The 23,391-nt window shown below is 44.2% G+C and carries 19 protein-coding genes and 4 tRNA genes; 8 read left to right on the forward strand and 15 right to left on the reverse strand.

The features are described from left to right. Window positions 1–123: 123 nt before the first annotated feature. Window positions 124–816 (reverse strand): methionine ABC transporter permease, encoded by a 693-nt coding sequence (locus tag QF117_RS09755; protein WP_282388732.1) that lies wholly within the window; start codon window positions 814–816, stop codon window positions 124–126. Beyond that, a complete protein-coding gene (metN, locus tag QF117_RS09760) occupies window positions 806–1,840 on the reverse strand; it encodes a methionine ABC transporter ATP-binding protein MetN (protein WP_282388734.1) in 1,035 nt (344 codons plus the stop codon). Before metN ends, QF117_RS09755 begins: the two co-directional genes overlap by 11 nt. A 214-nt stretch (window positions 1,841–2,054) precedes the next feature. Here metN and gmhB point away from each other — a divergent pair, with 214 nt between their 5' ends. The 5 genes from gmhB to treC all read left to right on the forward strand — a co-directional run bounded on the left by gmhB (window position 2,055) and on the right by treC (window position 7,773). Further along, window positions 2,055–2,606 (forward strand): D-glycero-beta-D-manno-heptose 1,7-bisphosphate 7-phosphatase, encoded by a 552-nt coding sequence (gene gmhB, locus QF117_RS09765; RefSeq protein ID WP_282388736.1) that lies wholly within the window; start codon window positions 2,055–2,057, stop codon window positions 2,604–2,606. Window positions 2,607–2,773: 167 nt separating this feature from the next. Further along, a complete protein-coding gene (locus QF117_RS09770) occupies window positions 2,774–3,118 on the forward strand; it encodes an MliC family protein (RefSeq protein WP_282388737.1) in 345 nt (114 codons plus the stop codon). 181 nt (window positions 3,119–3,299) lie between these two features. Continuing rightward, complete coding sequence (gene treR, locus QF117_RS09775) at window positions 3,300–4,247, forward strand: trehalose operon repressor TreR (protein WP_282388738.1); 948 nt, start codon at window positions 3,300–3,302, stop codon at window positions 4,245–4,247. 181 nt (window positions 4,248–4,428) lie between these two features. Further along, window positions 4,429–5,853, forward strand: coding sequence for a PTS trehalose transporter subunit IIBC (gene treB / locus QF117_RS09780; RefSeq protein ID WP_282388739.1), 1,425 nt, complete (start codon window positions 4,429–4,431; stop codon window positions 5,851–5,853). A gap of 234 nt (window positions 5,854–6,087) precedes the next feature. Next, the gene (gene treC, locus QF117_RS09785) at window positions 6,088–7,773 is read left to right on the forward strand and encodes an alpha,alpha-phosphotrehalase (RefSeq protein ID WP_282388741.1); all 1,686 of its coding nucleotides are present in this window, start codon (window positions 6,088–6,090) and stop codon (window positions 7,771–7,773) included. 192 nt (window positions 7,774–7,965) lie between these two features. Here treC and QF117_RS09790 read toward each other — a convergent pair. The 4 genes from QF117_RS09790 to QF117_RS09805 form a co-directional block, all read right to left on the reverse strand. Further along, window positions 7,966–8,050 (reverse strand) — tRNA-Tyr (locus QF117_RS09790). Window positions 8,051–8,156: 106 nt separating this feature from the next. Next, window positions 8,157–8,241: transfer RNA gene (locus tag QF117_RS09795), tRNA-Tyr, on the reverse strand. Between the two features lie 106 nt (window positions 8,242–8,347). After that, window positions 8,348–8,432: transfer RNA gene (locus tag QF117_RS09800), tRNA-Tyr, on the reverse strand. Window positions 8,433–8,538: 106 nt separating this feature from the next. Further along, a tRNA-Tyr gene (locus QF117_RS09805) sits at window positions 8,539–8,623 on the reverse strand. Window positions 8,624–8,929: 306 nt separating this feature from the next. Here QF117_RS09805 and QF117_RS09810 point away from each other — a divergent pair. Further along, window positions 8,930–9,985 (forward strand): efflux RND transporter periplasmic adaptor subunit, encoded by a 1,056-nt coding sequence (locus tag QF117_RS09810; RefSeq protein ID WP_282388742.1) that lies wholly within the window; start codon window positions 8,930–8,932, stop codon window positions 9,983–9,985. After that, on the forward strand, window positions 9,985–13,095 hold the full coding sequence (gene vexH / locus QF117_RS09815; protein ID WP_282388743.1) for a vibriobactin export RND transporter permease subunit VexH: 3,111 nt from the start codon (window positions 9,985–9,987) through the stop codon (window positions 13,093–13,095). Before QF117_RS09810 ends, vexH begins: the two co-directional genes overlap by 1 nt. 72 nt (window positions 13,096–13,167) lie before the next feature. On the opposite strand, the gene QF117_RS09820 is transcribed toward vexH, so the two are convergent. Beyond that, entirely contained in the window at window positions 13,168–13,767 is a 600-nt protein-coding gene (locus tag QF117_RS09820) for a YitT family protein (protein WP_282388744.1), read from the reverse strand. Between the two features lie 347 nt (window positions 13,768–14,114). Between QF117_RS09820 and glyA the strand changes: the two genes are divergently transcribed. Further along, the gene (gene glyA, locus QF117_RS09825) at window positions 14,115–15,365 is read left to right on the forward strand and encodes a serine hydroxymethyltransferase (protein ID WP_282388745.1); all 1,251 of its coding nucleotides are present in this window, start codon (window positions 14,115–14,117) and stop codon (window positions 15,363–15,365) included. 226 nt (window positions 15,366–15,591) lie between these two features. On the opposite strand, the gene QF117_RS09830 is transcribed toward glyA, so the two are convergent. The 8 genes from QF117_RS09830 to mrdA all read right to left on the reverse strand — a co-directional run bounded on the left by QF117_RS09830 (window position 15,592) and on the right by mrdA (window position 23,387). Beyond that, on the reverse strand, window positions 15,592–15,921 hold the full coding sequence (locus tag QF117_RS09830) for a hypothetical protein (RefSeq protein WP_282388746.1): 330 nt from the start codon (window positions 15,919–15,921) through the stop codon (window positions 15,592–15,594). Window positions 15,922–16,103: 182 nt separating this feature from the next. Further along, window positions 16,104–17,069, reverse strand: a complete 966-nt coding sequence (gene lipA, locus QF117_RS09835) for a lipoyl synthase (RefSeq protein WP_017034708.1) — start codon at window positions 17,067–17,069, stop codon at window positions 16,104–16,106. A 4-nt stretch (window positions 17,070–17,073) separates the two neighbouring features. Next, window positions 17,074–17,730 (reverse strand): lipoyl(octanoyl) transferase LipB, encoded by a 657-nt coding sequence (lipB, locus tag QF117_RS09840; protein WP_282388749.1) that lies wholly within the window; start codon window positions 17,728–17,730, stop codon window positions 17,074–17,076. A 177-nt stretch (window positions 17,731–17,907) separates the two neighbouring features. Further along, window positions 17,908–18,186, reverse strand: a complete 279-nt coding sequence (ybeD, locus tag QF117_RS09845; RefSeq protein WP_017034706.1) for a DUF493 family protein YbeD — start codon at window positions 18,184–18,186, stop codon at window positions 17,908–17,910. Between the two features lie 129 nt (window positions 18,187–18,315). After that, the gene (locus tag QF117_RS09850) at window positions 18,316–19,494 is read right to left on the reverse strand and encodes a serine hydrolase (protein WP_282388752.1); all 1,179 of its coding nucleotides are present in this window, start codon (window positions 19,492–19,494) and stop codon (window positions 18,316–18,318) included. Window positions 19,495–19,589: 95 nt separating this feature from the next. Beyond that, window positions 19,590–20,402 (reverse strand): septal ring lytic transglycosylase RlpA family protein, encoded by an 813-nt coding sequence (locus QF117_RS09855; protein WP_282388753.1) that lies wholly within the window; start codon window positions 20,400–20,402, stop codon window positions 19,590–19,592. Further along, entirely contained in the window at window positions 20,380–21,501 is a 1,122-nt protein-coding gene (gene rodA / locus QF117_RS09860; protein ID WP_282388755.1) for a rod shape-determining protein RodA, read from the reverse strand. Before rodA ends, QF117_RS09855 begins: the two co-directional genes overlap by 23 nt. After that, window positions 21,498–23,387 carry a penicillin-binding protein 2 gene (gene mrdA, locus QF117_RS09865; protein ID WP_282388757.1) on the reverse strand — a complete coding sequence of 630 codons (1,890 nt, stop codon included), beginning with the start codon at window positions 23,385–23,387 and terminating at the stop codon, window positions 21,498–21,500. The genes rodA and mrdA overlap by 4 nt, the downstream gene beginning before the upstream one ends. Window positions 23,388–23,391 lie beyond the last annotated feature (4 nt).

Below are 23,391 nucleotides of genomic sequence, written 5' to 3' on the forward strand. Positions count from 1 at the left end.
ATCAAAAAATGAATAGCTTCTAATTAACTATTGCTTCTAATTAATTACTGTTTCTAATTAACTACTGCTTCTAATTAACTAATTGTGTAATCCGCTTCTCAAAACAAAAAGCGTGTTGAGTTTTTATCTGTGATCGACTCGGCGAACAATGGTGTCGCCAATAGATTGAATGATTTGTACTAGCACGATGAGCATCACGACGGTCACCGCCATAATCACCACATCGTAGCGGTGGAAACCATATCGAATAGCAACATCACCCAAGCCACCGCCACCTACCGTCCCTGCCATAGCGGAGTAGCTCACGAGTGTGACGAGCGTAATCGTGACAGAGTTAATGATGGTCGGTAATGCTTCTGGTAATAACACTTTGGTAATAATTTGAGTCGGTGTCGCGCCCATTGATTGAGCTGCTTCGACAAGCCCCGTTGGTACTTCTAGAAGTGCACCTTCAATAAGACGAGCAACAAAAGGAATCGCACCAATCGTCAGTGGCACAATCGCAGCCGTAGTACCAATAAAGGTGCCAACTAGCAGCTTTGTCACCGGGATGATGGCAACCATAAGAACCAAAAATGGCACAGAACGCCCCATATTAACGATGGCACCGAGTACGGCATTAAATTGGGTGTTTTCTAATAAGCCGCCTTTTTTGGTGGTATGTAAAATAACGCCAAGCGGAATACCGATAGCAAAACCGACAATCCCAGCCACACCGACCATGTAAAGAGTTTCCCATGTCGCACCCAGCAACAGGTTTCCGTTTAGGCTTAGCCAGTCACCGACGGTACTTAAAGAAAGGGTATTAAAGGACATAACCAAGTACCTCTACTTTTACTTTGTTCTCACTTAAAAACGCAATAGCCGCATTATCATCTTCTTCGCTTCCAAACAGTTCTGCGACCATCATGCCGAACTTAACACCGCCTGCGTAATCGAGATCGGAACTTAAAATGCTCACATCAATATTGAATTGTCTCGTTATCTGCGACATCAGCGGGGCATCAACGGTCTCGCCGGTGAACTCTAAACGGACCAGTGGATAGCTTCCTTCTACGCGCGTTTTTTGTAGGCGAACTTGATAATCTTCAGGGATGCTCAGGTCGAGTGTTGAACGAATAAACTCGTGCGCCAACTCTGTTTTAGGGTGAGCAAAAATTTCGCCAACCGTCCCTTTTTCAACCAATTCACCGTCGCCAATAATCGCAACTTGGTGACAGATGCTTTTCACCACGTCCATTTCATGGGTGATGAGTAAGATCGTGATATTCAGCTTGCGGTTGATTTCACGCAGTAGCTCTAAAATCGATTGTGTTGTCGCAGGGTCTAGTGCACTTGTTGCTTCATCGCAGAGAAGTACTTTCGGGTCAGACGCCAGTGCTCTAGCGATAGCAACACGCTGCTTTTGTCCGCCACTTAAGTTAGCCGGGTAGGTGTCTCGCTTGTCTGCCAAGCCAACCAGTTTCAGCAATTCTGAAATCTTACTCTCAATATGCTGTTTGCTTTGCCCTGCAAGTTCGAGCGGTAAAGCGATGTTGTCAAATACCGTACGTGATGACAGTAAGTTGAAGTGTTGGAAAATCATGCCGATGTTACGGCGAGCTTCACACAGTTGTGATTTGCTTAATAAAGTAAGGTCAACACCATCAACAATGATTGAGCCGGTAGTGGGTGCTTCCAGCATATTGACGCAGCGGATTAGGGTACTTTTCCCCGCACCTGAAGAACCAATAACACCAAAGATGGTGCCTTGCTCAATATGAAGGTCGATATTTTTCAGGGCAACGATCTCTTTGGTGCCTTGATAAAAAACCTTATTTACTTGATTTATCTCAATCATTTTCTTTCCTGTGCAGGGATAACAGAATAATATTTTGAACTGTATCTCATTTAGTAGAGGATGCTATGGTTTTCCCTGAATCAAGTCAATAGATATTTTTACGTCTAGACGTCTAAACGTTCGTTTGCACTAGTACCAAAAGTAATTAGATAGTGATGAAAGAAATAAAGCGTGCGATAATTCCACAATATATTGACTAAATTGAGTATGAGTTTTGGCTAAACCCGCAGTGTTTTTGGATCGAGATGGCGTGATCAACGTGGATCATGGTTACGTAAATGACGAGCACGATTTTGAGTTTATTGACGGTGTTTTTGACGCGACGAAGCAGCTTCAGAAAATGGGGTATATGCTTGTACTCGTAACGAATCAATCCGGTATTGCGCGTGGCATGTTTGATGAGGAGCGTTTTCTTTCCCTAACTCAGTGGATGGATTGGAACTTTGTCGATCATGGCGTCGAATTTGATGGTTTCTATTACTGCCCCCATCATGCTGAGCATGGCATTGCTGAATACAAACAAGATTGTGAGTGTCGCAAGCCTAAACCCGGTATGTTTATTTCTGCACGTAACGATCTGGATATTGATATGGCAAACTCAATCATGGTTGGCGATAAAGCCGAAGACATGATGGCTGCTGAGGCGGCGGGCATAGAAACGAAGATTCTGGTGCGTACGGGTAAACCCGTCACCGAACAAGGCGAAACGTTAGCCACGACCGTACTTAACAGCATTAAAGATGTACCGGCTTACTTAGCTAGTTAGTACTTACTTAAATAGCTATTTATCTATTTATCTATTTATCTATTTAGCTGTTTATCTATATTAGGAATTTGGCTATTTAGGCATTGGGCCATTTAGTTATGTCGTATTAGCTGTGCCATACTTTGCTGATTACCTGATGAGTATTATTATTGAATTTAGGGGGGACCATGTACAAACAGTGTATTTCGGTATTTTTTATTGGATTGGGCTTAATTGGCTGCACTCAAACGCAGCTAAATGACAGTCAAATCGATGGGCATCCTTACGTTCAATATCGTTGTGAATCAGGTGATAGCTTTGAAGTTGCCTATATACCAGACAGTGATTTCGCAGTACTGCGAGAGGACGATGTTCAATACGATTTGGTGAGATCTCGCTCTGGCTCGGGGGTTATGTATATCCTCAAAGAGGTGATGGCTGAGGCTGAAAATCCCATTACACTTCGCACAAAAGGTAAAGAAGCGCTTTTAGAGCTTGACCACCATGTTTACAAAAACTGTAAAACACAATAGGTTAGTGTAAAACATAATAGGTTAGTATAAAACCAATGAGTACAGTACAAGTTAATCCAGAACCGTCTGTTTAAACAAGCGTCACCGAGTCCCGCTTTTTGAACAGGCCGTTTACCCAGTGACATGCCAGATCCGATAGCCATGTCGACTTTTTTCCTTCCAATAATGCTTTCCAATAACTATGAGAAAAAAACTCACAATTCACGATATCGCTAAACTATCCGGGGTTGGTAAGTCTACGGTTTCACGTGTATTGACCAATGATCCTAAAGTGAAACCTGCCACTCGGGCCAAAGTTGAGCAAGTGATCCAAGAGTCGGGTTATGTGCCGTCAAAGTCCGCGCAATCAATGCGTGGAGGCAGTCAAAAAGTGGTGGGGGTTATTATTTCCCGTCTGGACTCCCCATCAGAAAATAAAGCCGTTGGGAGCATGCTCAAGAGCTTGTATGACGAAGGATATGATGTGGTGATCATGGAAAGTCAGTTCGATCGGCAGAAAACCAATGAACATCTCGAGGTACTACAAAAACGGAATGTCGATGGTGTGATTGTGTTTGGGTTTAGCGATTTAGATCTTGGAAATCTAGAGGCATGGCAAGGGAAATCCGTTGTTATTGCCATGGATACTACGGTGACTTCATCGATTAATTATGACAATAAAGGCGTGATTACTTGCGCGTTACGATACTTGTCAGAGCGTAAAATCCGTAATATTGCGTTTATTGGCGTCGATCCTAGTGATAAAACCACAGGAAAGTTACGTTTAGAATCCTACATTGAATGGTGCCAAATCCACGACATTGTCCCATCGTATCAAACTGGGCAACTGCATCATGAAAGCGCCTATCAGCTGGTTGATAAAGTGCTGACAAATCAAACCGAAGCGATAGTTTGTGCTAGTGATACCCTTGCTCTCGGTGTGATAAAGAGGCTGCAAGAATTAAGTCGTGATGACGTTATGGTGACAGGTGTTGGTGGTAATGAACTGCTTTCTTTCCTTTTCCCTAAAATTCATAGTATTGATCCTGGTTACACATTAGCGGGCTACCAAGCAGCTAAGCTTTTGATATCCCATATAAATGGCAATGCTGAGAAGTGCCATGTCACTCAGGAACCGATCATTTCTTAACTATTAATGTCCCATTGAATTAAAATTATACTGTGATCTCATTCAATTTATGGGACTGTTCCCATTTTATTTTCAAGGGATGCCTGTCACTATCCTATCAAACGCGTTTGGGACTGTTCCCATTTTTGCGTGGGAAAACAAAATAGACTCAGAATGAGACTCCAACAGGGTGGATAAGGATATGAGTAAGATAGCAAAACAAGACGTAGAACGTCTGATTGAACGGGTCGGTGGTAGTGACAACATTGCGAGTGTGAGTCATTGCTTAACTCGACTTCGTTTTGTGCTAAAGGATACCAATAAGGCTGATGAAAAAGCGTTAGAGGCGTTGAGCCTAGTGAAAGGTTGCTTCACCAACGCGGGTCAATTTCAAGTGGTTATTGGGACTGAAGTTGATGAGGTGTATGCCATCCTTATTGAACTGTCTGGGCAATCTGAAGCATCAAAAGATGAATCTAAGCTGGCTGCGAGACAGAATATGAATGCGCTAGAGCGTGGCATATCTCATCTCGCGGAAATATTTGTTCCATTGCTTCCTGCGATCATTACCGGTGGTTTGATTCTGGGTTTCCGTAATGTCATTGGCGACATCAAGATGTTTGATGGCCAGTCGTTAACTGAAATCAGTCAGTTCTGGGCCACGGTGCATTCATTTCTTTGGTTGATTGGAGAGGCTATTTTCTTCTTCTTACCAGTTGGCGTGTGCTGGGCAACAGTGAAAAAACTCGGTGGCACCCCCATTCTTGGTATAACCCTTGGTGTCACCCTAGTTTCACCACAGTTAATGAATGCGTATTTGATCGGTAAGGAAGTACCACAGGTTTGGGACTTCGGTTTGTTTGTCATCGAAAAAGTGGGCTATCAAGCACAGGTTATTCCAGCCATTCTCGCTGGGGTTGTCTTAGCGTTTATTGAGACTAATTTGAAGCGTATCGTCCCCGCCTATTTATATTTAGTGGTCGTGCCGTTTGTTTCTATTATCGTTTCTGTCGTTCTAGCCCATGCACTGATTGGTCCTTTCGGACGCGTGATTGGCGATGGCGTTGCGGCGGCGGCCAAATTTGCAATGACAGGCGATTTTGCTGTGATCGGTTCAGTCGTGTTTGGTTTTCTTTATGCGCCATTGGTTATCACGGGTATCCACCACACCACGAATGCGGTTGATCTGCAGCTGATGCAAGAGCTTGGTGGAACGCCAATTTGGCCATTGATTGCACTGTCTAATATTGCTCAAGCTTCGGCAGTGGTTGGTATCATTATTATTAGCAAAAAGCATGGTGAGAGGGATATTTCTGTCCCTGCGGCTATCTCTGCTTACCTTGGTGTCACAGAGCCAGCGATGTATGGCGTTAACCTAAAATACAAATTCCCAATGCTGAGTGCCATGGTGGGCAGTGCGATTGCTGCGGCTATTTGTGGCGGCGCAGGCGTGATGGCCAATGGTATCGGTGTTGGCGGTTTACCTGGCATCTTATCTATTCAGCCGCAGTTCTGGGGTATTTATTTTGTGGCTATGCTGGTGGCGATCTTTGTTCCTGCGGTATTGACTTTGTTCTTCTATAAACGCGCACAACAAAAAGGGGAGTTGGAGTTAGCGAGTGCTTAGTTCTTGTTACCAGTCCTTAGTTGGACATAGTACATAGATAGAAAGAGTACATAAGCAGAAAGAGTACATAAGCAGAAAGAGTACATAAGTAGAAAGAGTACCTAGCATTCGTACTTGGAAATACGATTTGGCTTTGTACCGGTGAAAAGTGCGGAGTCATTCATAGCAAGTCAATTTGGAGTGATGTTTATCACTCCTTTTTTAATCTTTTTCGTTGGTAAGTGAGTGTCTTAAATGGCGATGAATAACGCAGATAAAAACTGGTGGAAAACAGCCACCATTTATCAAATTTACCCAAAGAGCTTTTGTGATAGTGGTCATAAAGGGACTGGTGATATTCAAGGTATTATCAATAAGTTAGATTACCTTCATCTGCTTGGTGTCGATGCCATTTGGCTAACCCCTATTTATGAATCACCCATGGTCGATAACGGCTATGACATCGCGGATTACTATAAAATAAATCCCGACTTTGGCTCTATGGCCGATGTCGATGAATTGCTTAAACAAGCGCATCAGCGTGGCATTCGAGTGATTATGGATATCGTCGTGAATCATACTTCAACGGCTCATCATTGGTTTCAATCGGCGCTAGGTGATAAACAAAGCCCATACCGAGATTACTACATTTGGAAAGATCCCATTGAGGGTAAAGAGCCCAATAATTGGCAGTCAAAATTTGGCGGCAATGCATGGGCTCTAGACGATAAGACCGGTCAGTACTATTTGCATTTGTTTGCAAAGGAGCAGGCGGATCTGAATTGGGAAAACCCTAAGGTTCGTGAGGAAGTCAAACAAGTGATCGGCTTTTGGGCAGAGAAGGGCGTTGATGGTTTCCGACTCGATGTGATTAATTTAATCTCGAAGCGGCAAAGCTTTCCAAACGATGATGCTGGTGACGGTCGGTGTTTTTATACCGATGGCCCGCGTGTACACGAATATCTGCAAGAAATCAGTCAATCAGTATTTCAAAAATATGGCAGTGTGACAGTGGGAGAAATGTCTTCCACGACCTTAGAGCACTGTTTGAAGTACTCGTCAAAAGATGGAAATGAGCTCTCAATGGTATTCAACTTTCATCATTTGAAGGCGGATTACTTGAATGGCGAGAAATGGACAAACGCGCCATTTGATTTCCTACAATTAAAGCGCATTTTCAATCATTGGCAGGTTGGTTTAAATGGCAAAGGTTGGGGGGCGTTATTCTGGTGTAACCACGATCAACCCCGTGTGGTTAGCCGATTAGGAAACGACAAAGAGTACCGAGTAGAATCGGCCAAAATGCTGGCGGCTTCCATTCATATGATGCAAGGAACTCCTTATGTCTATCAAGGCGAAGAGATTGGTATGACGAATCCACATTATTGCAATATTGAGCAGTATAAGGATGTAGAAAGTATCAATATGTATGACATCATGGTCAACCAAGAGAAGGTCAGCCATGAGGCTATGATGGCTATTCTGGCACAAAAATCTCGAGATAATTCTAGAACACCGATGCAATGGAATGATTCTAAGTACGCTGGTTTCTCCAAAGTAGCGCCTTGGCTGAGCGTTGCGAATAACTATGTCGATATCAATGCAAAGGCCGCAGTTGATGATCCTGACTCGGTATTTTATTTCTACCAACGGCTGATTCAGTTACGTAAAGACGTGGATGTTATTACCGATGGCAATTATGTCGATTTACTTCCTGATCACAAGACGCTGTTCGTGTTTCAACGTCAATCAGAGACTCAGACTTTACTCTGCTTAAATAATTTCTATGCGAATGAAGAAGAGTGTGTGTTGCCGAATGAGTTAGAATTAAGCAACGCTCGAGTATTACTTAGTAACTACCCCCAAACGAAAGGTGAGAACTTAAGTCGCCATCAGGCATTAAAACCTTATGAAACACGGATTCTTTTGATCGACCACTAACCCCCTAACGTTCTGCTCATTGATTTGAGTTAATATTGTCGGTCTCAGGTCTCTCCAATGGTGAGGCCTTTTTTGTCGGACTTTTTATAGAGTGCATTGGGGCGAATGCCCATTATTGACGACGACGGGTATAAATTCAGGGACAAAAAAAGCCAGCTCAATGAGCTGGCTTTCGATTCTTATTACAGAATATGGTGGAGGGGGACGGATTCGAACCATCGAAGGCAGTGCCGGCAGATTTACAGTCTGCTCCCTTTGGCCACTCGGGAACCCCTCCAGGGGTGTTTTCTTACTTCTTTACAAAGCAAGCTTAAATGATGATTTCCCAACGCATCAAGCAAGTATTTTCTATCGTTAAAAAGGAATTAACGTTAGAAGAAATATGGTGGAGGGGGACGGATTCGAACCATCGAAGGCAGTGCCGGCAGATTTACAGTCTGCTCCCTTTGGCCACTCGGGAACCCCTCCAGGGGTGTTTTCTTACTTCTTTACAAAGCAAGCTTAAATGATGATTTCCCAACGCATCAAGCAAGTATTTTCTATCGTTAAAAAGGAATTAACGTTAGAAGAAATATGGTGGAGGGGGACGGATTCGAACCATCGAAGGCAGTGCCGGCAGATTTACAGTCTGCTCCCTTTGGCCACTCGGGAACCCCTCCAGGGGTGTTTTCTTACTTCTTTACAAAGCAAGCTTAAATGATGATTTCCCAACGCATCAAGCAAGTATTTTCTATCGTTAAAAAGGAATTAACGTTAGAAGAAATATGGTGGAGGGGGACGGATTCGAACCATCGAAGGCAGTGCCGGCAGATTTACAGTCTGCTCCCTTTGGCCACTCGGGAACCCCTCCAGGGGTATTTTCTTACTTGTTTAGAAAGTAAGCTTAAACAATGTATTCCCAACACATCGCTCAAGTGCGGAGCGCATAATAGCAAACTCGCTCATGCTGTAAAGATTTTTCTTATGATTTTGAATCAAATGCTGACTTTTTGGGCAAAGGCGTTGGTTTTTATACAAAAGGGTTAAATACCGGAACCGCTATGCCAGCATAAACAAAAGAAAGTTCGAATATTATTGAAATAATTTACACTCATTGACGTTACTGTGCGTATCAATAGATATACTACAGCCAGTCAACAATATTCAGCGAAGTACTATGAAAAATACAATAATATTCAGCGTCATAATGTCTATTTTCGTTTCTGCAACTACCTATGCTAACGGTCCTCGCAAGGCTCCAGCGGTATCTGTCATCACTGAGTCAGTTCAAATTCACCATGTGTCTCAATCTTTGTCTCTTGTTGGTAAAATTGAATCGGATCAGTCGGTGGTCATTTCTTCGGAAGTCGCGGGAAAGGTCGATACGATCGCAGTGAAAGCGAACCAAAAGGTGACCAAAAATCAAATACTGGTCAAACTCGATGACGATAAAGCGATTGCATCTGTTGCAGAGGCCAAAGCTTATTTACGTGATGAAAAACGTAAACTAACAGAATATGAGCGCTTGGCGAAACGCAATGCCATCACGCAAACGGAAATTGACGCACAGAAAACCAGCGTTGATATTGCCCAAGCTCGTTTAGATGCCGCCAATGCCAATTTACGCGATTTACACATCTCTGCGCCATTTGAAGGTACGGTAGGCTTTATTGACTTCAGTCGCGGCGAATTGGTGAGCGCAGGGAGTGAGTTGCTGACTCTCGATGATTTGTCTTTAATGAGATTGGATTTGCAAGTGCCAGAGCATTACTTATCGCGATTATCGATTGGGATGGGCGTGGTTGCAACAACCAGTGCATGGGGCAATGATCGTCAATTTAAGGGCGAGGTAGTTGGCATCGACTCCCGTATTAACCAAGAAACCTTAAACCTAAGGGTGCGTATCCACTTTGATAATACTGACATGAAATTGAAACCGGGCATGCTCGTATCGGCAGATATGGCATTTCCAGAGATTGAAGCGCCGATTATTCCGGTTCAAGCACTGCAATACTCAGGAACCAAACGGTTTGTTTATGTTGTGAGCGATGACAACATCGCTAAAAAAACAGAAGTCATTTTAGGTGCTCGTATTGAGAACTTGGTGGTGATTGAGAAAGGGTTAGAGATAGGCCAGAAAATCGTTGTTCAGGGCATCGTTAATATGAGAGATGGCGTATCGGTATCCGAATTGGGCGCTGATGGAAAAGCGAAGCAGAAGGAAACGAACTAATGTGGTTATCCGATGTATCGGTGAAACGACCGGTTTCTGCCATTGTACTTAGCTTATTATTGTGTGTCTTTGGTATTGTTTCGTTTAGTAAGCTTGCTGTTCGTGAGATGCCTGATATTGAAAGCCCTGTGGTATCCATATCGACTCGATATGAAGGGGCGTCTGCGACCATTATCGAAAGTCAGATTACGTCCGCTCTTGAAGATCAGCTCTCTGGTATCAGTGGGATTGATGAGATTGAATCTACGACACGAAACGGCAGTTCTCGGATCACGATTACTTTTGATTTAGGTTATGACTTAAACACTGGGGTGAGTGATGTTCGTGATGCGGTTGCTCGTGCACAGCGTTCTTTGCCGGATGAGGCGGATGATCCTATCGTCTTCAAGAACAATGGTTCGGGAGAAGCCTCTTTATACATCAACCTTAGTTCTTCAGAAATGGACAGAACACAGCTCACTGACTACATCGAACGTGTGCTGTTAGACCGTTTCAGTTTGATCAGTGGCGTCAGTTCAGTTGATGTGTCGGGTGGCCTCTACAAAGTCATGTATGTGAAGCTTAAGCCTGAACTCATGGCTGGGCGTGGCGTGACGACGTCAGATATTACCCAAGCATTAAAACAAGAAAACTTAGAAAGCCCGGGTGGAGAAGTGCGTAACGATTCGATTGTTATGTCCGTGCGGACAGCTCGAAGCTACAACTCCGCTGAAGATTTTGATTATCTCGTCGTAAAACGTGCCAGTGACAACACACCTATTTACTTGAAAGACGTCGCCGATGTTTATGTTGGCGCTCAGAATGAAAGCTCCACGTTTAAAAGTGATGGGGTGGTCAACGTGAGTATGGGCATTGTTCCGCAATCGGATGCAAACCCGCTCGATGTCGCTGAACGTGTTCATAAGCAAGTGGATGATATACAGCAGTTTTTGCCAGAAGGTACGCGTCTTGCCATTGACTATGACTCGACCGTATTTATTGAGCGTTCCATTTCTGAAGTTTACAGTACGCTATTTATTACAGGTGGGTTGGTTATCCTGGTGCTGTACATATTTATAGGCCAAGCCAGAGCCACGCTGATTCCCGCAGTGACGGTACCGGTTTCGTTGATCTCATCATTTATTGCCGCTCATTATTTTGGTTTTTCAATTAACCTGATTACGTTGATGGCGTTGATTTTATCGATAGGCCTAGTGGTCGATGATGCGATCGTGGTGGTGGAAAACATCTTTCACCATATCGAGAAAGGTGAAAAGCCGTTATTAGCGGCTTACAAAGGAACCAGAGAGGTTGGTTTTGCCGTTGTGGCGACAACGTTAGTGCTTGTTATGGTCTTCTTACCCATTTCATTTATGGATGGAATGGTAGGGCTTTTGTTTACCGAGTTCTCGGTGTTATTGGCCATGTCTGTCATTTTCTCATCATTAGTCGCGCTGACCTTAACCCCTGTTCTTGGCAGTAAAATTCTTAAAGCTAATGTTAAACCGAATCGATTCAACCGCTTTATCGATAGATTGTTTACCCAGTTAGAGAACGGTTATCGCCGAGCATTAACGCTGGCGCTTAAGTGGAAGTTTGCCGCGCCTCTGGTCATTATGGCCTGTATTGGTGGCAGCTACGGTTTAATGCAACAAGTTCCAGCACAGCTCACCCCATCAGAAGACCGTGGTGTTATCTTTGCCTTTGTGCGCGGTGCAGATGCAACCAGTTATAACCGAATGTCAGCCAACATGGATATTGTGGAAGCACGATTATTGCCACTTTTAGGGCAAGGCTTTCTTAAATCGTTCAGCATCCAATCACCGGCGTTTGGTGGTAATGCCGGTGACCAAACGGGCTTTGTTATCATGATTTTGGATGACTGGAACGAGCGTGATATTACCGCTCAAAATGCCCTGGGTGAAGTGAGGAAAGCGCTGGCAGGTATTCCTGACGTACGTGTCTTCCCATTTATGCCCGGTTTTAGAGGGGGCTCCAGTGAGCCTGTGCAATTTGTCTTAGGCGGCACCGATTACCCAGAATTGATGGAATGGGCCGAACGATTAAAAGTCGAGGCAGAAAACTCCCCGTTAATGGAAGGGGCAGAGATTAACTATTCAGAGAAAACGCCAGAGCTTGTCGTCACGATTGATCGTCAACGAGCGGCTGAATTAGGGATCAGTGTGTCGGATATTTCGGATACGCTTGAGGTGATGCTGGGCGGTAAAACGGAAACCACGTTTGTTGAACGAGGCGAAGAGTATGACGTTTACCTTCGTGGTGATGAAAATAGCTTCAACAATGCTTCCGACTTGAGTCAAATCTACATGCGAACCGTGTCGGGTGAATTAGTGACGCTCGATGCGGTGACAACCATTGAAGAAGTTGCGTCATCGATTCGTCTTGCTCACTACAATAAACAGAAATCGATTACCGTGACAGCAAACCTAGCTGGCGATTCGACGTTGGGCGATGCGCTCGACTTCTTAGATTCCAAAGCGATTGAACTACTGCCGAACGAAATATCGGTGAGCTATTCTGGTGAATCGAAAGACTACAAAGAAAACCAATCGAGTATTTTGATTGTCTTTGCATTGGCTTTGCTGGTGGCCTATTTAGTGTTAGCTGCTCAATTTGAAAGCTTTATTAACCCATTGGTGGTGATGTTCACGGTGCCAATGGGGGTATTCGGTGGGTTCCTAGGGATGTATTTTATGGGGCAGGGTCTGAATATATATAGCCAGATCGGTATGATCATGTTGATTGGTATGGTAACGAAAAATGGTATTTTGATCGTTGAGTTTACCAACCAGTTGCGTGACCGAGGTATTGAGTTCCAGCAGGCCATCATCGATGCATCCGCAAGACGGCTAAGACCCATCATGATGACGGCATTTACCACATTGGCGGGAGCCATTCCATTGATAACGTCAACAGGTGCAGGCTATGAAAGCCGAGTAGCGGTCGGTACGGTTATCTTCTTTGGTATGGGGTTTGCGACCCTAGTGACCCTGTTTGTTATTCCTGCGATGTATCGTTTGATTTCTATAACAACGCACTCTCCAGGCCATGTGGAAGCGGAATTAAATAAAGAACTGCAGCATGATGTCAAATCAAGAAGCGTGCATTAATGACACATTGAATTGACAGTCACAAACAGAAAGGGCTCGCCAATGTGCGGGCCCTTTTTATGTTTGGAATAACTAGCCGTAAGTGACGGTATAACGAGTCGGCTTGTGATTCATGGCAAGAACCACATTGAGCGCTACGGTTCCAAGTAAAGACAAACCAATAACCATAGGAGAAACAAAAAAGAAGGAAGCGAACAAAATAGCCACATCAATCAGCATTTGAGTTTTTCCCACCGAAATGCCAAATCGATCTTGGATCACTAAACATAGAACGTTAAAGCCTCCGAGGCTTGAACGATGTCGAAATAAGATCAACATCCCCAAGCCCATTAATAGTCCGCCAGCGATTGCGCAGTAGATTTCATTGATCATATCTAATGTAATGACCAAATAAAGGTGATCAGCAAATACGGAGACTAATGCGCCTGATATTGCACTGTTGATCGCAAACCGTTTTCCAAAGCGCTGCCATGCCAATAAATAGAAAGGGCAGTTAATGAGAAAGTATAAGGTACCAAAAGAGACGGAAACGATTTGGCTTAATAATAAAGCAAGCCCTGTTGTCCCGCCCGTCAGTAAGTGTGCCGACTGGAGAAAGAATACGCCCTGAGCGACTAAAAAAGTCCCGGTTAAAATTGCAATCCAATCTTCTTTACTTGAGTGTTTTTCCATCAACTTGATTTTCTTCTAGGGAATATTGGGGCGAATAGTAGAGAAAAGATGATCTTTTCGGTAGCTAGAGAGATAAAATTAGGGTAAACCTATGTAATTATCGTTTTACAGGGTGTAAAGCGAAAACTTGACAGTAAGCTGCTTGTGGGTGATCAAGGTACGACAAGCATTATAAAGCTTATCAGTCATTATGAATAAACTGCATGATAAAAAGTGATTTTGCTCTTTATGATATAGATCAAATTATGTAGAATGCTTTTCATAAATTCGACCTACGTAAACGTTTGCGCATGGTCGTTGTGTGGTTTTTTTGAAACTTTCAGTACAATCTGAGTCAGGAGATACAGATGCTAACACGTGACATGAACATTGCAGATTATGATGCAGACCTATTTGAAGCGATCCAGGAAGAAACGGTTCGCCAAGAAGAACATATTGAGCTTATCGCTTCTGAAAACTACACCAGCCCACGTGTAATGGAAGCTCAAGGCTCTCAGTTAACGAACAAATATGCAGAAGGTTACCCTGGTAAACGTTACTACGGTGGTTGTGAGTTCGTTGATAAGGTTGAAACATTGGCAATTGAGCGTGCATGTGAACTGTTTGGCGCACAATACGCAAACGTACAGCCACACTCTGGTTCTCAAGCAAACAACGCTGTTTACATGGCACTACTGAATGCTGGCGATACTGTTCTAGGTATGAGTCTCGCACACGGTGGTCACCTAACTCACGGTTCTCCAGTAAACTTCTCTGGTAAGCTTTACAACATCATTCCTTACGGTATCGATGAAGCCGGTCAAATCGATTACGAAGAGATGGAAGCGCTAGCTATCGAGCACAAGCCTAAGATGATCATCGGTGGTTTTTCAGCTTACTCTCAAGTTTGTGATTGGAAGCGCATGCGTGAAATCGCTGACAAAGTAGGTGCTTACTTCTTCGTAGATATGGCGCACGTTGCTGGCCTCATCGCAGCAGGTGTTTACCCGAACCCAGTTCCACACGCACACGTTGTGACAACAACAACGCACAAAACGCTTGCGGGTCCTCGTGGTGGTCTTATCCTTTCTAACGAAGGCGAAGATCTTTACAAGAAGTTGAACTCAGCAGTATTCCCTGGAGGCCAAGGTGGTCCTCTAATGCACGTTATCGCGGGTAAAGCAGTAGCGTTCAAAGAAGCGTTAGAGCCAGAATTCAAAGAATACCAAGCTCGCGTAGTGGCTAACGCAAAAGCAATGGTTGCTGAATTCCTAGCTCGCGGTTACAACATCGTTTCAGGTTCTACAGAGAACCACCTGTTCCTCGTTGACCTAATCGACAAAGACATCACAGGTAAAGAAGCCGATGCAGCACTAGGTTCAGCTAACATCACTGTTAACAAGAACTCAGTACCAAACGACCCACGTAGCCCGTTCGTTACGTCTGGTATCCGTATCGGTTCTCCTTCTATTACTCGTCGTGGCTTCTCAGAAGCAGATGCGAAAGCTCTTGCTGGCTGGATGTGTGACATCCTTGATAACATGGGCGATGAGTCTGTTATCGAAGCAACCAAAGCAAAAGTGTTAGAAATTTGTAAGCGTCTACCGGTTTACGCTTAATTTTTCTGCCTTAACTGTTCTATTTCGGTGTCAAAGGTGCTCATTTACTAGCGTAAACTCCGCGCCTTTCCCTAGAACTAGAATTCGTTAAGTTTGAAAATAATAATGAAGAGCTTCCAATTTGGGGGCTCTTTTAGTTTCTGCGTAGAACGAAACCTAGAAACGAAAAGACCAGCTTGTTGAAGAGCTGGTCTTTTTAATATCGGTTATAGTCTAAAAGGTCGTCTTACTTCTTCGAAATACTCAGCAAGGTACCTGATTTACATTGGAACGAGTAATATTTACGGCTTTCGTTGAATTTACCCAGCCCTTCACCGTCACAGTAATCGATATTGATATCTCGCATGACTTCTAACGTTTCTTCCGATGTTAGAGCGAACTTTGAACCATCAGAGCAGACGATACGAACGCGGCCATCATCACTGACCGAATAAATATCGACCTCTGTGTTACAAAGCTCGAAAGAGGCTTCTCTATAGTTGTCTTGTTTGGTGTTGTTAGCACAACCCGCAGTAACGGCTGCAAACAATAGCGCCAATAATCCCATTTTATTCATTTTTATTCCTTAGCTATCTTAACGATAGGTGAGTGCATTCCGTTAGTTTCTTTAGCCTATCGATTTTACCGCTCAGTTTCAATTGCGAAGCGGATTATTCACCATCTATTATTAACCATGGATGGTTTACCATAGATAAGAAAGCAAAGTCGATGATGTCACCGACTTTATCAATATTGGCGTTACTTCACTTCTTTGCCCTGTGCTTGCATATCAGCATGGTAAGAAGAACGCACAAAGGGTCCACAAGCTGCGTGAGTGAAACCTAGATCCAACGCAATTTCTTTCAATTCTTCAAATTCAGCCGGCGGTACATAGCGTTCAACCGGCAAGTGGTGACGGCTTGGTGCGAGGTACTGACCCAGAGTGAGCATGGTGACATCGTGCTCACGTAAGTCTTTAAGAACTTGAATGATTTCTTCTTTTGTTTCCCCAAGACCCATCATCACACCCGATTTAGTCGGAACATTAGGGTGCTGCTGCTTAAACTTTTTAAGAAGTTCTAATGACCATTTGTAGTTCGCCCCCGGGCGCGCTTTACGATACAGGCGTGGGGCGGTTTCTAGGTTATGGTTAAAGACATCCGGTGGGTTGTCTTTTAGCAATTCAAGGGCGATGTCCATACGGCCACGAAAGTCAGGGACCAATGTTTCAATATGAATGTTAGGGTTAAGCTCGCGGATTTCTCGGTTACAATCGGCAAAGTGCTGTGCGCCTCCGTCTCTTAGATCGTCTCTATCGACTGAGGTAATTACCACATACTTAAGTTTCATGTCTTTAATGGTTTGTGCCAGCTTCTTCGGTTCATCACCTTCTGGAGCAAGAGGTCGGCCGTGGCCAACATCACAAAACGGGCAGCGGCGTGTACAGATAGCACCTAGAATCATGAAGGTCGCCGTTCCGTGGTTGAAACACTCTGAAAGGTTAGGGCAAGAGGCTTCTTCACAGACCGAGTTAAGATTATTCTTACGCAGAGCCGATTTGATCTCTTTGATGCGCTTACTGTCTGATGGCAGTTTTATTTTCATCCAGTCTGGTTTACGCAATACTTCTTTTGTTTCGCTTGGCATGTTTTTAACAGGAATCAATGCCATTTTGTCAGCATCTCTGTATTTGACGCCTTTTTCCATTTGAATTGGTTTGCTCATGATTTTACTGCTTCTCGTTAAGGGCTTTTGTGCAAAATTTAACGTGCTCGTAGTCTAGGAGTGCGACGAGTTCTTGTATTAATTGCTGTTCAACGACGTCTAGCTGACTTGGTCCACCTAACTGGCTAACCTGTACCATTTCCATTCCTGCGTAACCACATGGATTGATGCGCAAAAACGGAGACAAGTCCATATCAACATTCAGTGCTAGACCATGAAAAGAACAGCCTTTTCGAATTCTTAATCCAAGGGAACAGATCTTTTTATTGTCGGAATAAACACCGGGTGCGTCGGGCTTTGCTGAAGCTTCGATATTGTAAGCTTTTAGAGTATTGATGACGAGATTCTCAATATGTGTAACGAGATCTCGAACGCCTAATTTTTTTCGTCTTAGGTTAATTAAGAAGTAAGCCACTAATTGGCCTGGACCGTGATAAGTGACTTGCCCCCCACGATCACTTTGCACGACAGGAATATCACCCGCAGCGAGAATATGCTCCGCTTTTCCTGCCTGCCCCTGCGTAAATACAGGATTATGCTCAACTAACCAAATTTCATCGCTACTTTCATCGGTTCGATTGTCGGTGAACTCGTGCATCGCTTTCCATACAGGATGGTAATCCTGGCGACCAAGTTGTCTGACGACTAATTGATTTGGCATTCCGCTTTCCGTAGTGATTTGTAAAGTTATCGCATTATAAACACATTCATGAGAATGGACTACATCTTGATAACCACAAATTAACCAGGAAAAACGCTCATATATCATAGGTATCTGATTAAAAACAAAAAAGCAGCCAATGGCTGCTTTCAATATTATTTTAAAGTTTAAACTTTATTATAAGACCATGCGTACGATATCAATATCGCCCAGCTCTTTATACAGGGTTTCTACCTGCTCAATAGACGTTGCTGTGATGTTGATTGATACGGAATTATAGGTGCCTTTAGCGCTTGGCTTAACAACTGGGCTGTAGTCACCTGGAGCGTGACGTTGAATGACTTCCAATACCAGCTCCGGTAATTCAGGTTTTGCGTAGCCCATCACTTTAAAGGTGAATGAACACGGGAATTCGAGCAAGTCTTTAAGCTTTGCATCTGAATTAATGGTCATCATTGTAGATACTCCAAGGTTAAATCGGTTTTTAGGGGACGAATATTACTGTCTATTGAGCGGGATCTCAACTAAGTACCTAAATGAAAAAAGCTGCACTAGGCAGCTTTTCAAATAATTAAAAAGGTTAGATTAGAAAAAACCTTTGAAAAGTAACATTAGGTAGTCCCAAAGTCGGCTAAAGAGACCGCCTTGCTGCACGTCTTCCAGAGCGAGTAATGGGTACTCGGCAACATCTTCACCTTCTAGTTGATAGAAAAGCTTACCGACTACGTCACCTTTCATGATCGGCGCTTCTAACTCACTTTCAAGAACAAAACTCGCGGTTAGGTTCTTGGCTTGGCCGCGAGGTAAGGTTACGTAAGTATCAACATCCACACCCAACGCGACGCTATCTTTATCACCCATCCAGATTTTTTCTTCAACGAAGGTTTCGCCAGCACTGTGAGGCGCGACTGTTTCGAAGAATCTAAAACCATAGCTGAGTAGTTTTTTGCTTTCAGATTTTCGTGCATTGGCGTTTTTGGTGCCCATGACGACCGCCACTAAACGCATTTTACCTTCAGTTGCTGAGCTGACTAAGCTATAACCTGCATTGCTTGTGTGGCCGGTTTTAATGCCATCAACATTCATGCTCTTGTCCCACAATAATCCGTTACGATTGTATTGTGTGATGCCGTTGTAGGTGTATTTTTTTTCAGAGTAGATACGGTACTCGTCGGGTACGTCACGGATCAGCGCCGATCCTAAAAGTGCCATATCGTAAGGGGTAGAATAGAGACTATCACTGTCTAAACCATGTACATTGGCAAAGTGAGTGTTGGTCATACCAATGGTATCTGCCCAAGCATTCATCAAATCGACAAAGGCGTCTTCTGATCCTGCAATATGCTCAGCCATCGCGACACAGGCATCATTACCCGATTGAACGATAATACCGCGGTTGAGATCTTCAACGGTCACGGTTGTACCGACTTCGATGAACATTTTCGATGAGTCAGGAAAGTTCTTCGCCCATGCGTTTTCGCTTATGGTCACTTCATCGGTCAGTGAAAGGTTACCACGCTCTATCTCTTGACCAACAACGTAGCTTGTCATCATCTTGGTTAAGCTGGCTGGGGATAATTTGGTATTCATCTCTTTTTCAGCCAGAACTTTTCCGGAATGAAAGTCAAGAAGAACGAATCCTTTTGCAGCGATTTGGGGCGCGTCAGGTACGACTATTGGCGAGGCGTGAGCCAGAGTAGTTGCAACGGAAGAAAGAGCAATCGAGCATGTGAGGATGGTATTAAGTACTGATGTTTTTTTCATGATGAATACAAAATTTTTGTTTTAACTGTCCGTATATTAACAGAAACCATTATTCACACCAGTGCCACGTCTATGGCACCGAATATGATGAGTGATTACTGGGCGACTGTGTGCTTTTTTATGAAGGCTGAAGAGTATCCAAGCACTTTAACTTGTTCAAGGGTCTGTTGCGTCAACGTATAGTCATTAAATGGCCCGAGAAAAACACGATGAAGGGATTGATTGGATTCAATATAACTGGGTACAGACAATTTTGCCGCGAGATCGTTAGAGAGGTCTAAAGAGCGATCTTGATGCTTCGAGGTGGCGACTTGCACAATATAGCTTGGTAGTGCGTTTTGTTTATGGGCGGATTCTGGTCGTTCAACCGTAATCACTTCAATTTCTACATTAGCAACACCTGTTTTGACGACATCCAGCTTGATGGCTGCGGCATAGCTTAAATCGATGATGCGACCCTCATGAAATGGGCCACGGTCATTAACACGAACCACGGTTGATTTTCCGTTATCCTGGTTGGTGACTTTGACATAGCTAGGGATGGGCAGAGTTTTATGCGCTGCTGTCATCGAATACATGTCATAAATTTCACCATTGGAAGTCAAATGACCGTGAAATTTTTTACCATACCAGGAAGCCTTGCCTGTTTCGGTAAAGCCTTTCGCGTCTTTAACGATAACGTAGCTATTACCTCGTAGGGTGTAATTACTGTTTCCCCCCAAGCTATAAGGTTCGTATTGAGGAACGGCATCTTCAATATGATCGACGGAAATCGGCTCTTTTGGCGCAACGTCTTGGTCGAGGCTATAGCGGCCAGAGGACGAACAACCGAATAAGGTTGCACTGGTCACTGCGAGTATGAGGATGTGCTTTTGAGTGATCAATTTATGTCGCCTTTGAGAATGCATTTCTATGAGTGTGTATGGACATCAATATGCCAAAGCCTGCCATCAAGGTGACCATAGAGGTACCACCATAGCTGATTAATGGTAGAGGAACGCCAACAACGGGCAAGATACCACTGACCATGCCAATGTTAACAAAGACGTAAACAAAGAAGCTCAAAATAATACTGCCCGCCATCATTCGTCCAAAGGAGGTTTGAGCTTGGCTCGCTAGATATAAACCTCTTCCCATAATGAAAAGATAAATGGTCAGTAAAGCGAGGATCCCTAGCATGCCCCATTCTTCGGCGATAACCGCAAAGATAAAGTCAGTATGTCGCTCGGGTAGAAACTCGAGTTGAGACTGGGTGCCTTGCAGCCAACCTTTACCGGATACGCCTCCCGAACCGATGGCAATCTTACTTTGGATGATGTGGTAGCCAGCACCCAGCGGATCTGACTCGGGATTAAACAGTGTTCTAACGCGTACTTTTTGGTACTCGCGCATTAAATAAAACCATAATATTGGCGCAAAAGCTCCCACACAGGCCATCGCTGCAAAAATGATTTTCCAGCTGATACCCGCCAAAAATATAACAAAAATACCAGAAGCAGCGATGAGAATGGATGTGCCTAGATCGGGTTGTTTAGCAATGAGAATCGTGGGAACAAATACCATCACCAATGAGACTATGATAGTTCTAAAGCTTGGCGGTAGGGCTCGTTTTCCTATGTATCGAGCAACCATTAAAGGAACGGCGAGCTTGAGTAACTCAGAGGGTTGAAAGCGAATAAACCCTAAGTTTAACCAACGTTGTGCGCCCTTTGAGGCTTCCCCAAAAAACAGCACCCCAAGCAACAAAGTAATGCCACAAAAGAATAAAAAAGGAGCAAGTGATTCGTAGGTTCGAGGGGAGATTTGAGCCAACATCGCCATAACGCCAAGTGACAGCGCCATTCGCATTGCTTGCCTGTCCATCATCCCATAGCTTTGCCCACTTGCGCTATACATCACAACAAGGCCAAAAGCCATCAGGACAAGTATGCCGAGTAATAACGGCAAGTCGATATGAAAGCGGTGAAAAAAAGCGCGATTGTTTCCTGCTGAAGGATCAAAGATCATTGTTCTGTTCCTTCTTGTCTTTCAAGTATGGCATGATCAAATATTCGTCTGACGACAGGACCACCATGAGTGGAGCCTCCGCCTGCATTTTCTAATACGACAGTAACGACGAACTCGGGCTTATCGAAAGGAGCATAACCGGTAAACAGGGCATGATCGCGAAGATGCTCTTCTAATTCATCCGCGTTATATTCTTGGTCTTCTGCAAGGCCAAATACCTGCGCCGTTCCTGACTTGCCTGCACTGACGTATTTAAGGTCTCTAAACGCACGTCGCGCCGTTCCCTTTACACCGTGGTTAACCAGACGCATGCCTTCGGTTGCGACATTCCAGTATCGTTCAGGAACTCCGGTAATCGGAGGGTATGTTTCAAAGTCTTCCAGCTGTTGAAGATCGAACTTTTCACCATTTTTAATCGTTGATCGCAGCAAATGGGGCGCCGTGACTTCGCCATGATTAATCAACACAGAGGTGGCTTTGGCGATTTGCATCGGTGTTGCTGTCCAATAGCCCTGACCTATCCCCACAGGAATGGTATCCCCTTGGTACCAAGGCGTACGATGACGGGCGACTTTCCAGTCTCTAGTGGGCATATTGGCTTTACTTTCTTCATAAATATCAATGCCAGTATACTCGCCAAAACCAAACATACTCATCCAGCTTGATAGCCGATCTATGCCCATGTCGTAAGCAATTTGGTAATAGAAAGTATCCACGGATTCTTCAATAGACTTTACAATGTCGACCTTTCCGTGTCCCCAACGAAGCCAATCTCTAAAAGGGCGAGTCTTCGAATTTGGGATTTTCCAGTAGCCAGGGTCATTACGCACGGTTTTCGTGGTGACGACACCTTCTTGCAGGGCTGCCACGGCGATGAAAGGTTTGACTGTTGACGCTGGTGGATAGATACCTAACGTTGCTCGGTTAACGAGGGGACGATTGATATCAGTTAATAGTGCGTTGTAGGCTTTGGATGAAATGCCATGCACAAATGCATTGGGATCGTAGCTCGGGCTAGAGACCATTGCGAGGACGCCATTATCAATAGGATCGAGCACGATAGCTGAGCCTCGACGACCATCGAGTAACCTGTGAACATAAAGCTGTAAATCGATATCGAGATTCAAAACGATATCTTTGCCAGGAATCGGTGGCACGTACTTTAATGTTCGTATAATTCTTCCACGGCTGTTCACTTCGACTTCTTGATAGCCAGCGATACCGTGCAGTTTTTCTTCGTAAAAGCGCTCGATTCCAAGTTTGCCGATGTCACGAGTGGCTTGGTAGTTCGCGGCTCGTTCTTCACGCGCTAATCGCTGTAAATCCCGGTCATTTATTCGAGATACGTAACCGATAACATGGGTAAGCACACTGCCGTAAGGGTAGTAGCGCTTCAAGTTAGCAGTAATGGAAACACCAGGGAAATTGTGTTGCTGCACCGAAAACTTAGCCACTTGTTCTTGAGTTAACTGAGTCAACAAAGGAACTGAATTAAAGCGACGGGTTTGTCGTCGTTCGCGAGTAAATGCTTCGATTCGCTCTGACGTGATTTCAGGCAGTACCTGTTGCAGCCGCGCAATCGTCTCATCAATATTGCGGACTTTTTCTAGTGTAATCTCTAGGTTGAAAACAGGGCGGTTTTCAGCGAGAAGTTTGCCATTACGGTCATAGATGAGGCCTCTATTCGGCGCAATTGGCACGACTTTAATGCGATTGTCATTAGAGCGAGTTTTGTAGTCTTGGTATTGATTAACCTGAATGTTGTAGAGATTCGCCAGCAGAATGCCCATCAAAAAGATGATGCCGAGAAAGGAAATAAGAGCACGACTTTTAAATAGCCGTGTTTCTTCATGGTGGTCTCTAATTTGGCTACGCTTACGCAACATGGAG

Source organism: Vibrio sp. YMD68 (assembly GCF_029958905.1).
Classification (GTDB): Bacteria; Pseudomonadota; Gammaproteobacteria; order Enterobacterales; family Vibrionaceae; genus Vibrio.

Coding starts and splice junctions, on each gene's coding strand:
- metN (WP_282388734.1), bottom strand. CDS start 1,840: ATGATTGAGATAAATCAAGTAAATAAGGTTTTTTATCAAGGCACCAAA.
- QF117_RS09755 (WP_282388732.1), bottom strand. CDS start 816: ATGTCCTTTAATACCCTTTCTTTAAGTACCGTCGGTGACTGGCTAAGC.
- QF117_RS09850 (WP_282388752.1), bottom strand. CDS start 19,494: ATGAAAAAAACATCAGTACTTAATACCATCCTCACATGCTCGATTGCT.
- QF117_RS09830 (WP_282388746.1), bottom strand. CDS start 15,921: ATGAATAAAATGGGATTATTGGCGCTATTGTTTGCAGCCGTTACTGCG.
- rodA (WP_282388755.1), bottom strand. CDS start 21,501: ATGATCTTTGATCCTTCAGCAGGAAACAATCGCGCTTTTTTTCACCGC.
- treR (WP_282388738.1), top strand. CDS start 3,300: ATGAGAAAAAAACTCACAATTCACGATATCGCTAAACTATCCGGGGTT.
- ybeD (WP_017034706.1), bottom strand. CDS start 18,186: ATGATGACCATTAATTCAGATGCAAAGCTTAAAGACTTGCTCGAATTC.
- QF117_RS09820 (WP_282388744.1), bottom strand. CDS start 13,767: ATGGAAAAACACTCAAGTAAAGAAGATTGGATTGCAATTTTAACCGGG.
- QF117_RS09810 (WP_282388742.1), top strand. CDS start 8,930: ATGAAAAATACAATAATATTCAGCGTCATAATGTCTATTTTCGTTTCT.
- QF117_RS09770 (WP_282388737.1), top strand. CDS start 2,774: ATGTACAAACAGTGTATTTCGGTATTTTTTATTGGATTGGGCTTAATT.
- vexH (WP_282388743.1), top strand. CDS start 9,985: ATGTGGTTATCCGATGTATCGGTGAAACGACCGGTTTCTGCCATTGTA.
- QF117_RS09855 (WP_282388753.1), bottom strand. CDS start 20,402: ATGCATTCTCAAAGGCGACATAAATTGATCACTCAAAAGCACATCCTC.
- lipA (WP_017034708.1), bottom strand. CDS start 17,069: ATGAGCAAACCAATTCAAATGGAAAAAGGCGTCAAATACAGAGATGCT.
- lipB (WP_282388749.1), bottom strand. CDS start 17,730: ATGCCAAATCAATTAGTCGTCAGACAACTTGGTCGCCAGGATTACCAT.
- treC (WP_282388741.1), top strand. CDS start 6,088: ATGGCGATGAATAACGCAGATAAAAACTGGTGGAAAACAGCCACCATT.
- glyA (WP_282388745.1), top strand. CDS start 14,115: ATGCTAACACGTGACATGAACATTGCAGATTATGATGCAGACCTATTT.
- mrdA (WP_282388757.1), bottom strand. CDS start 23,387: ATGTTGCGTAAGCGTAGCCAAATTAGAGACCACCATGAAGAAACACGG.
- treB (WP_282388739.1), top strand. CDS start 4,429: ATGAGTAAGATAGCAAAACAAGACGTAGAACGTCTGATTGAACGGGTC.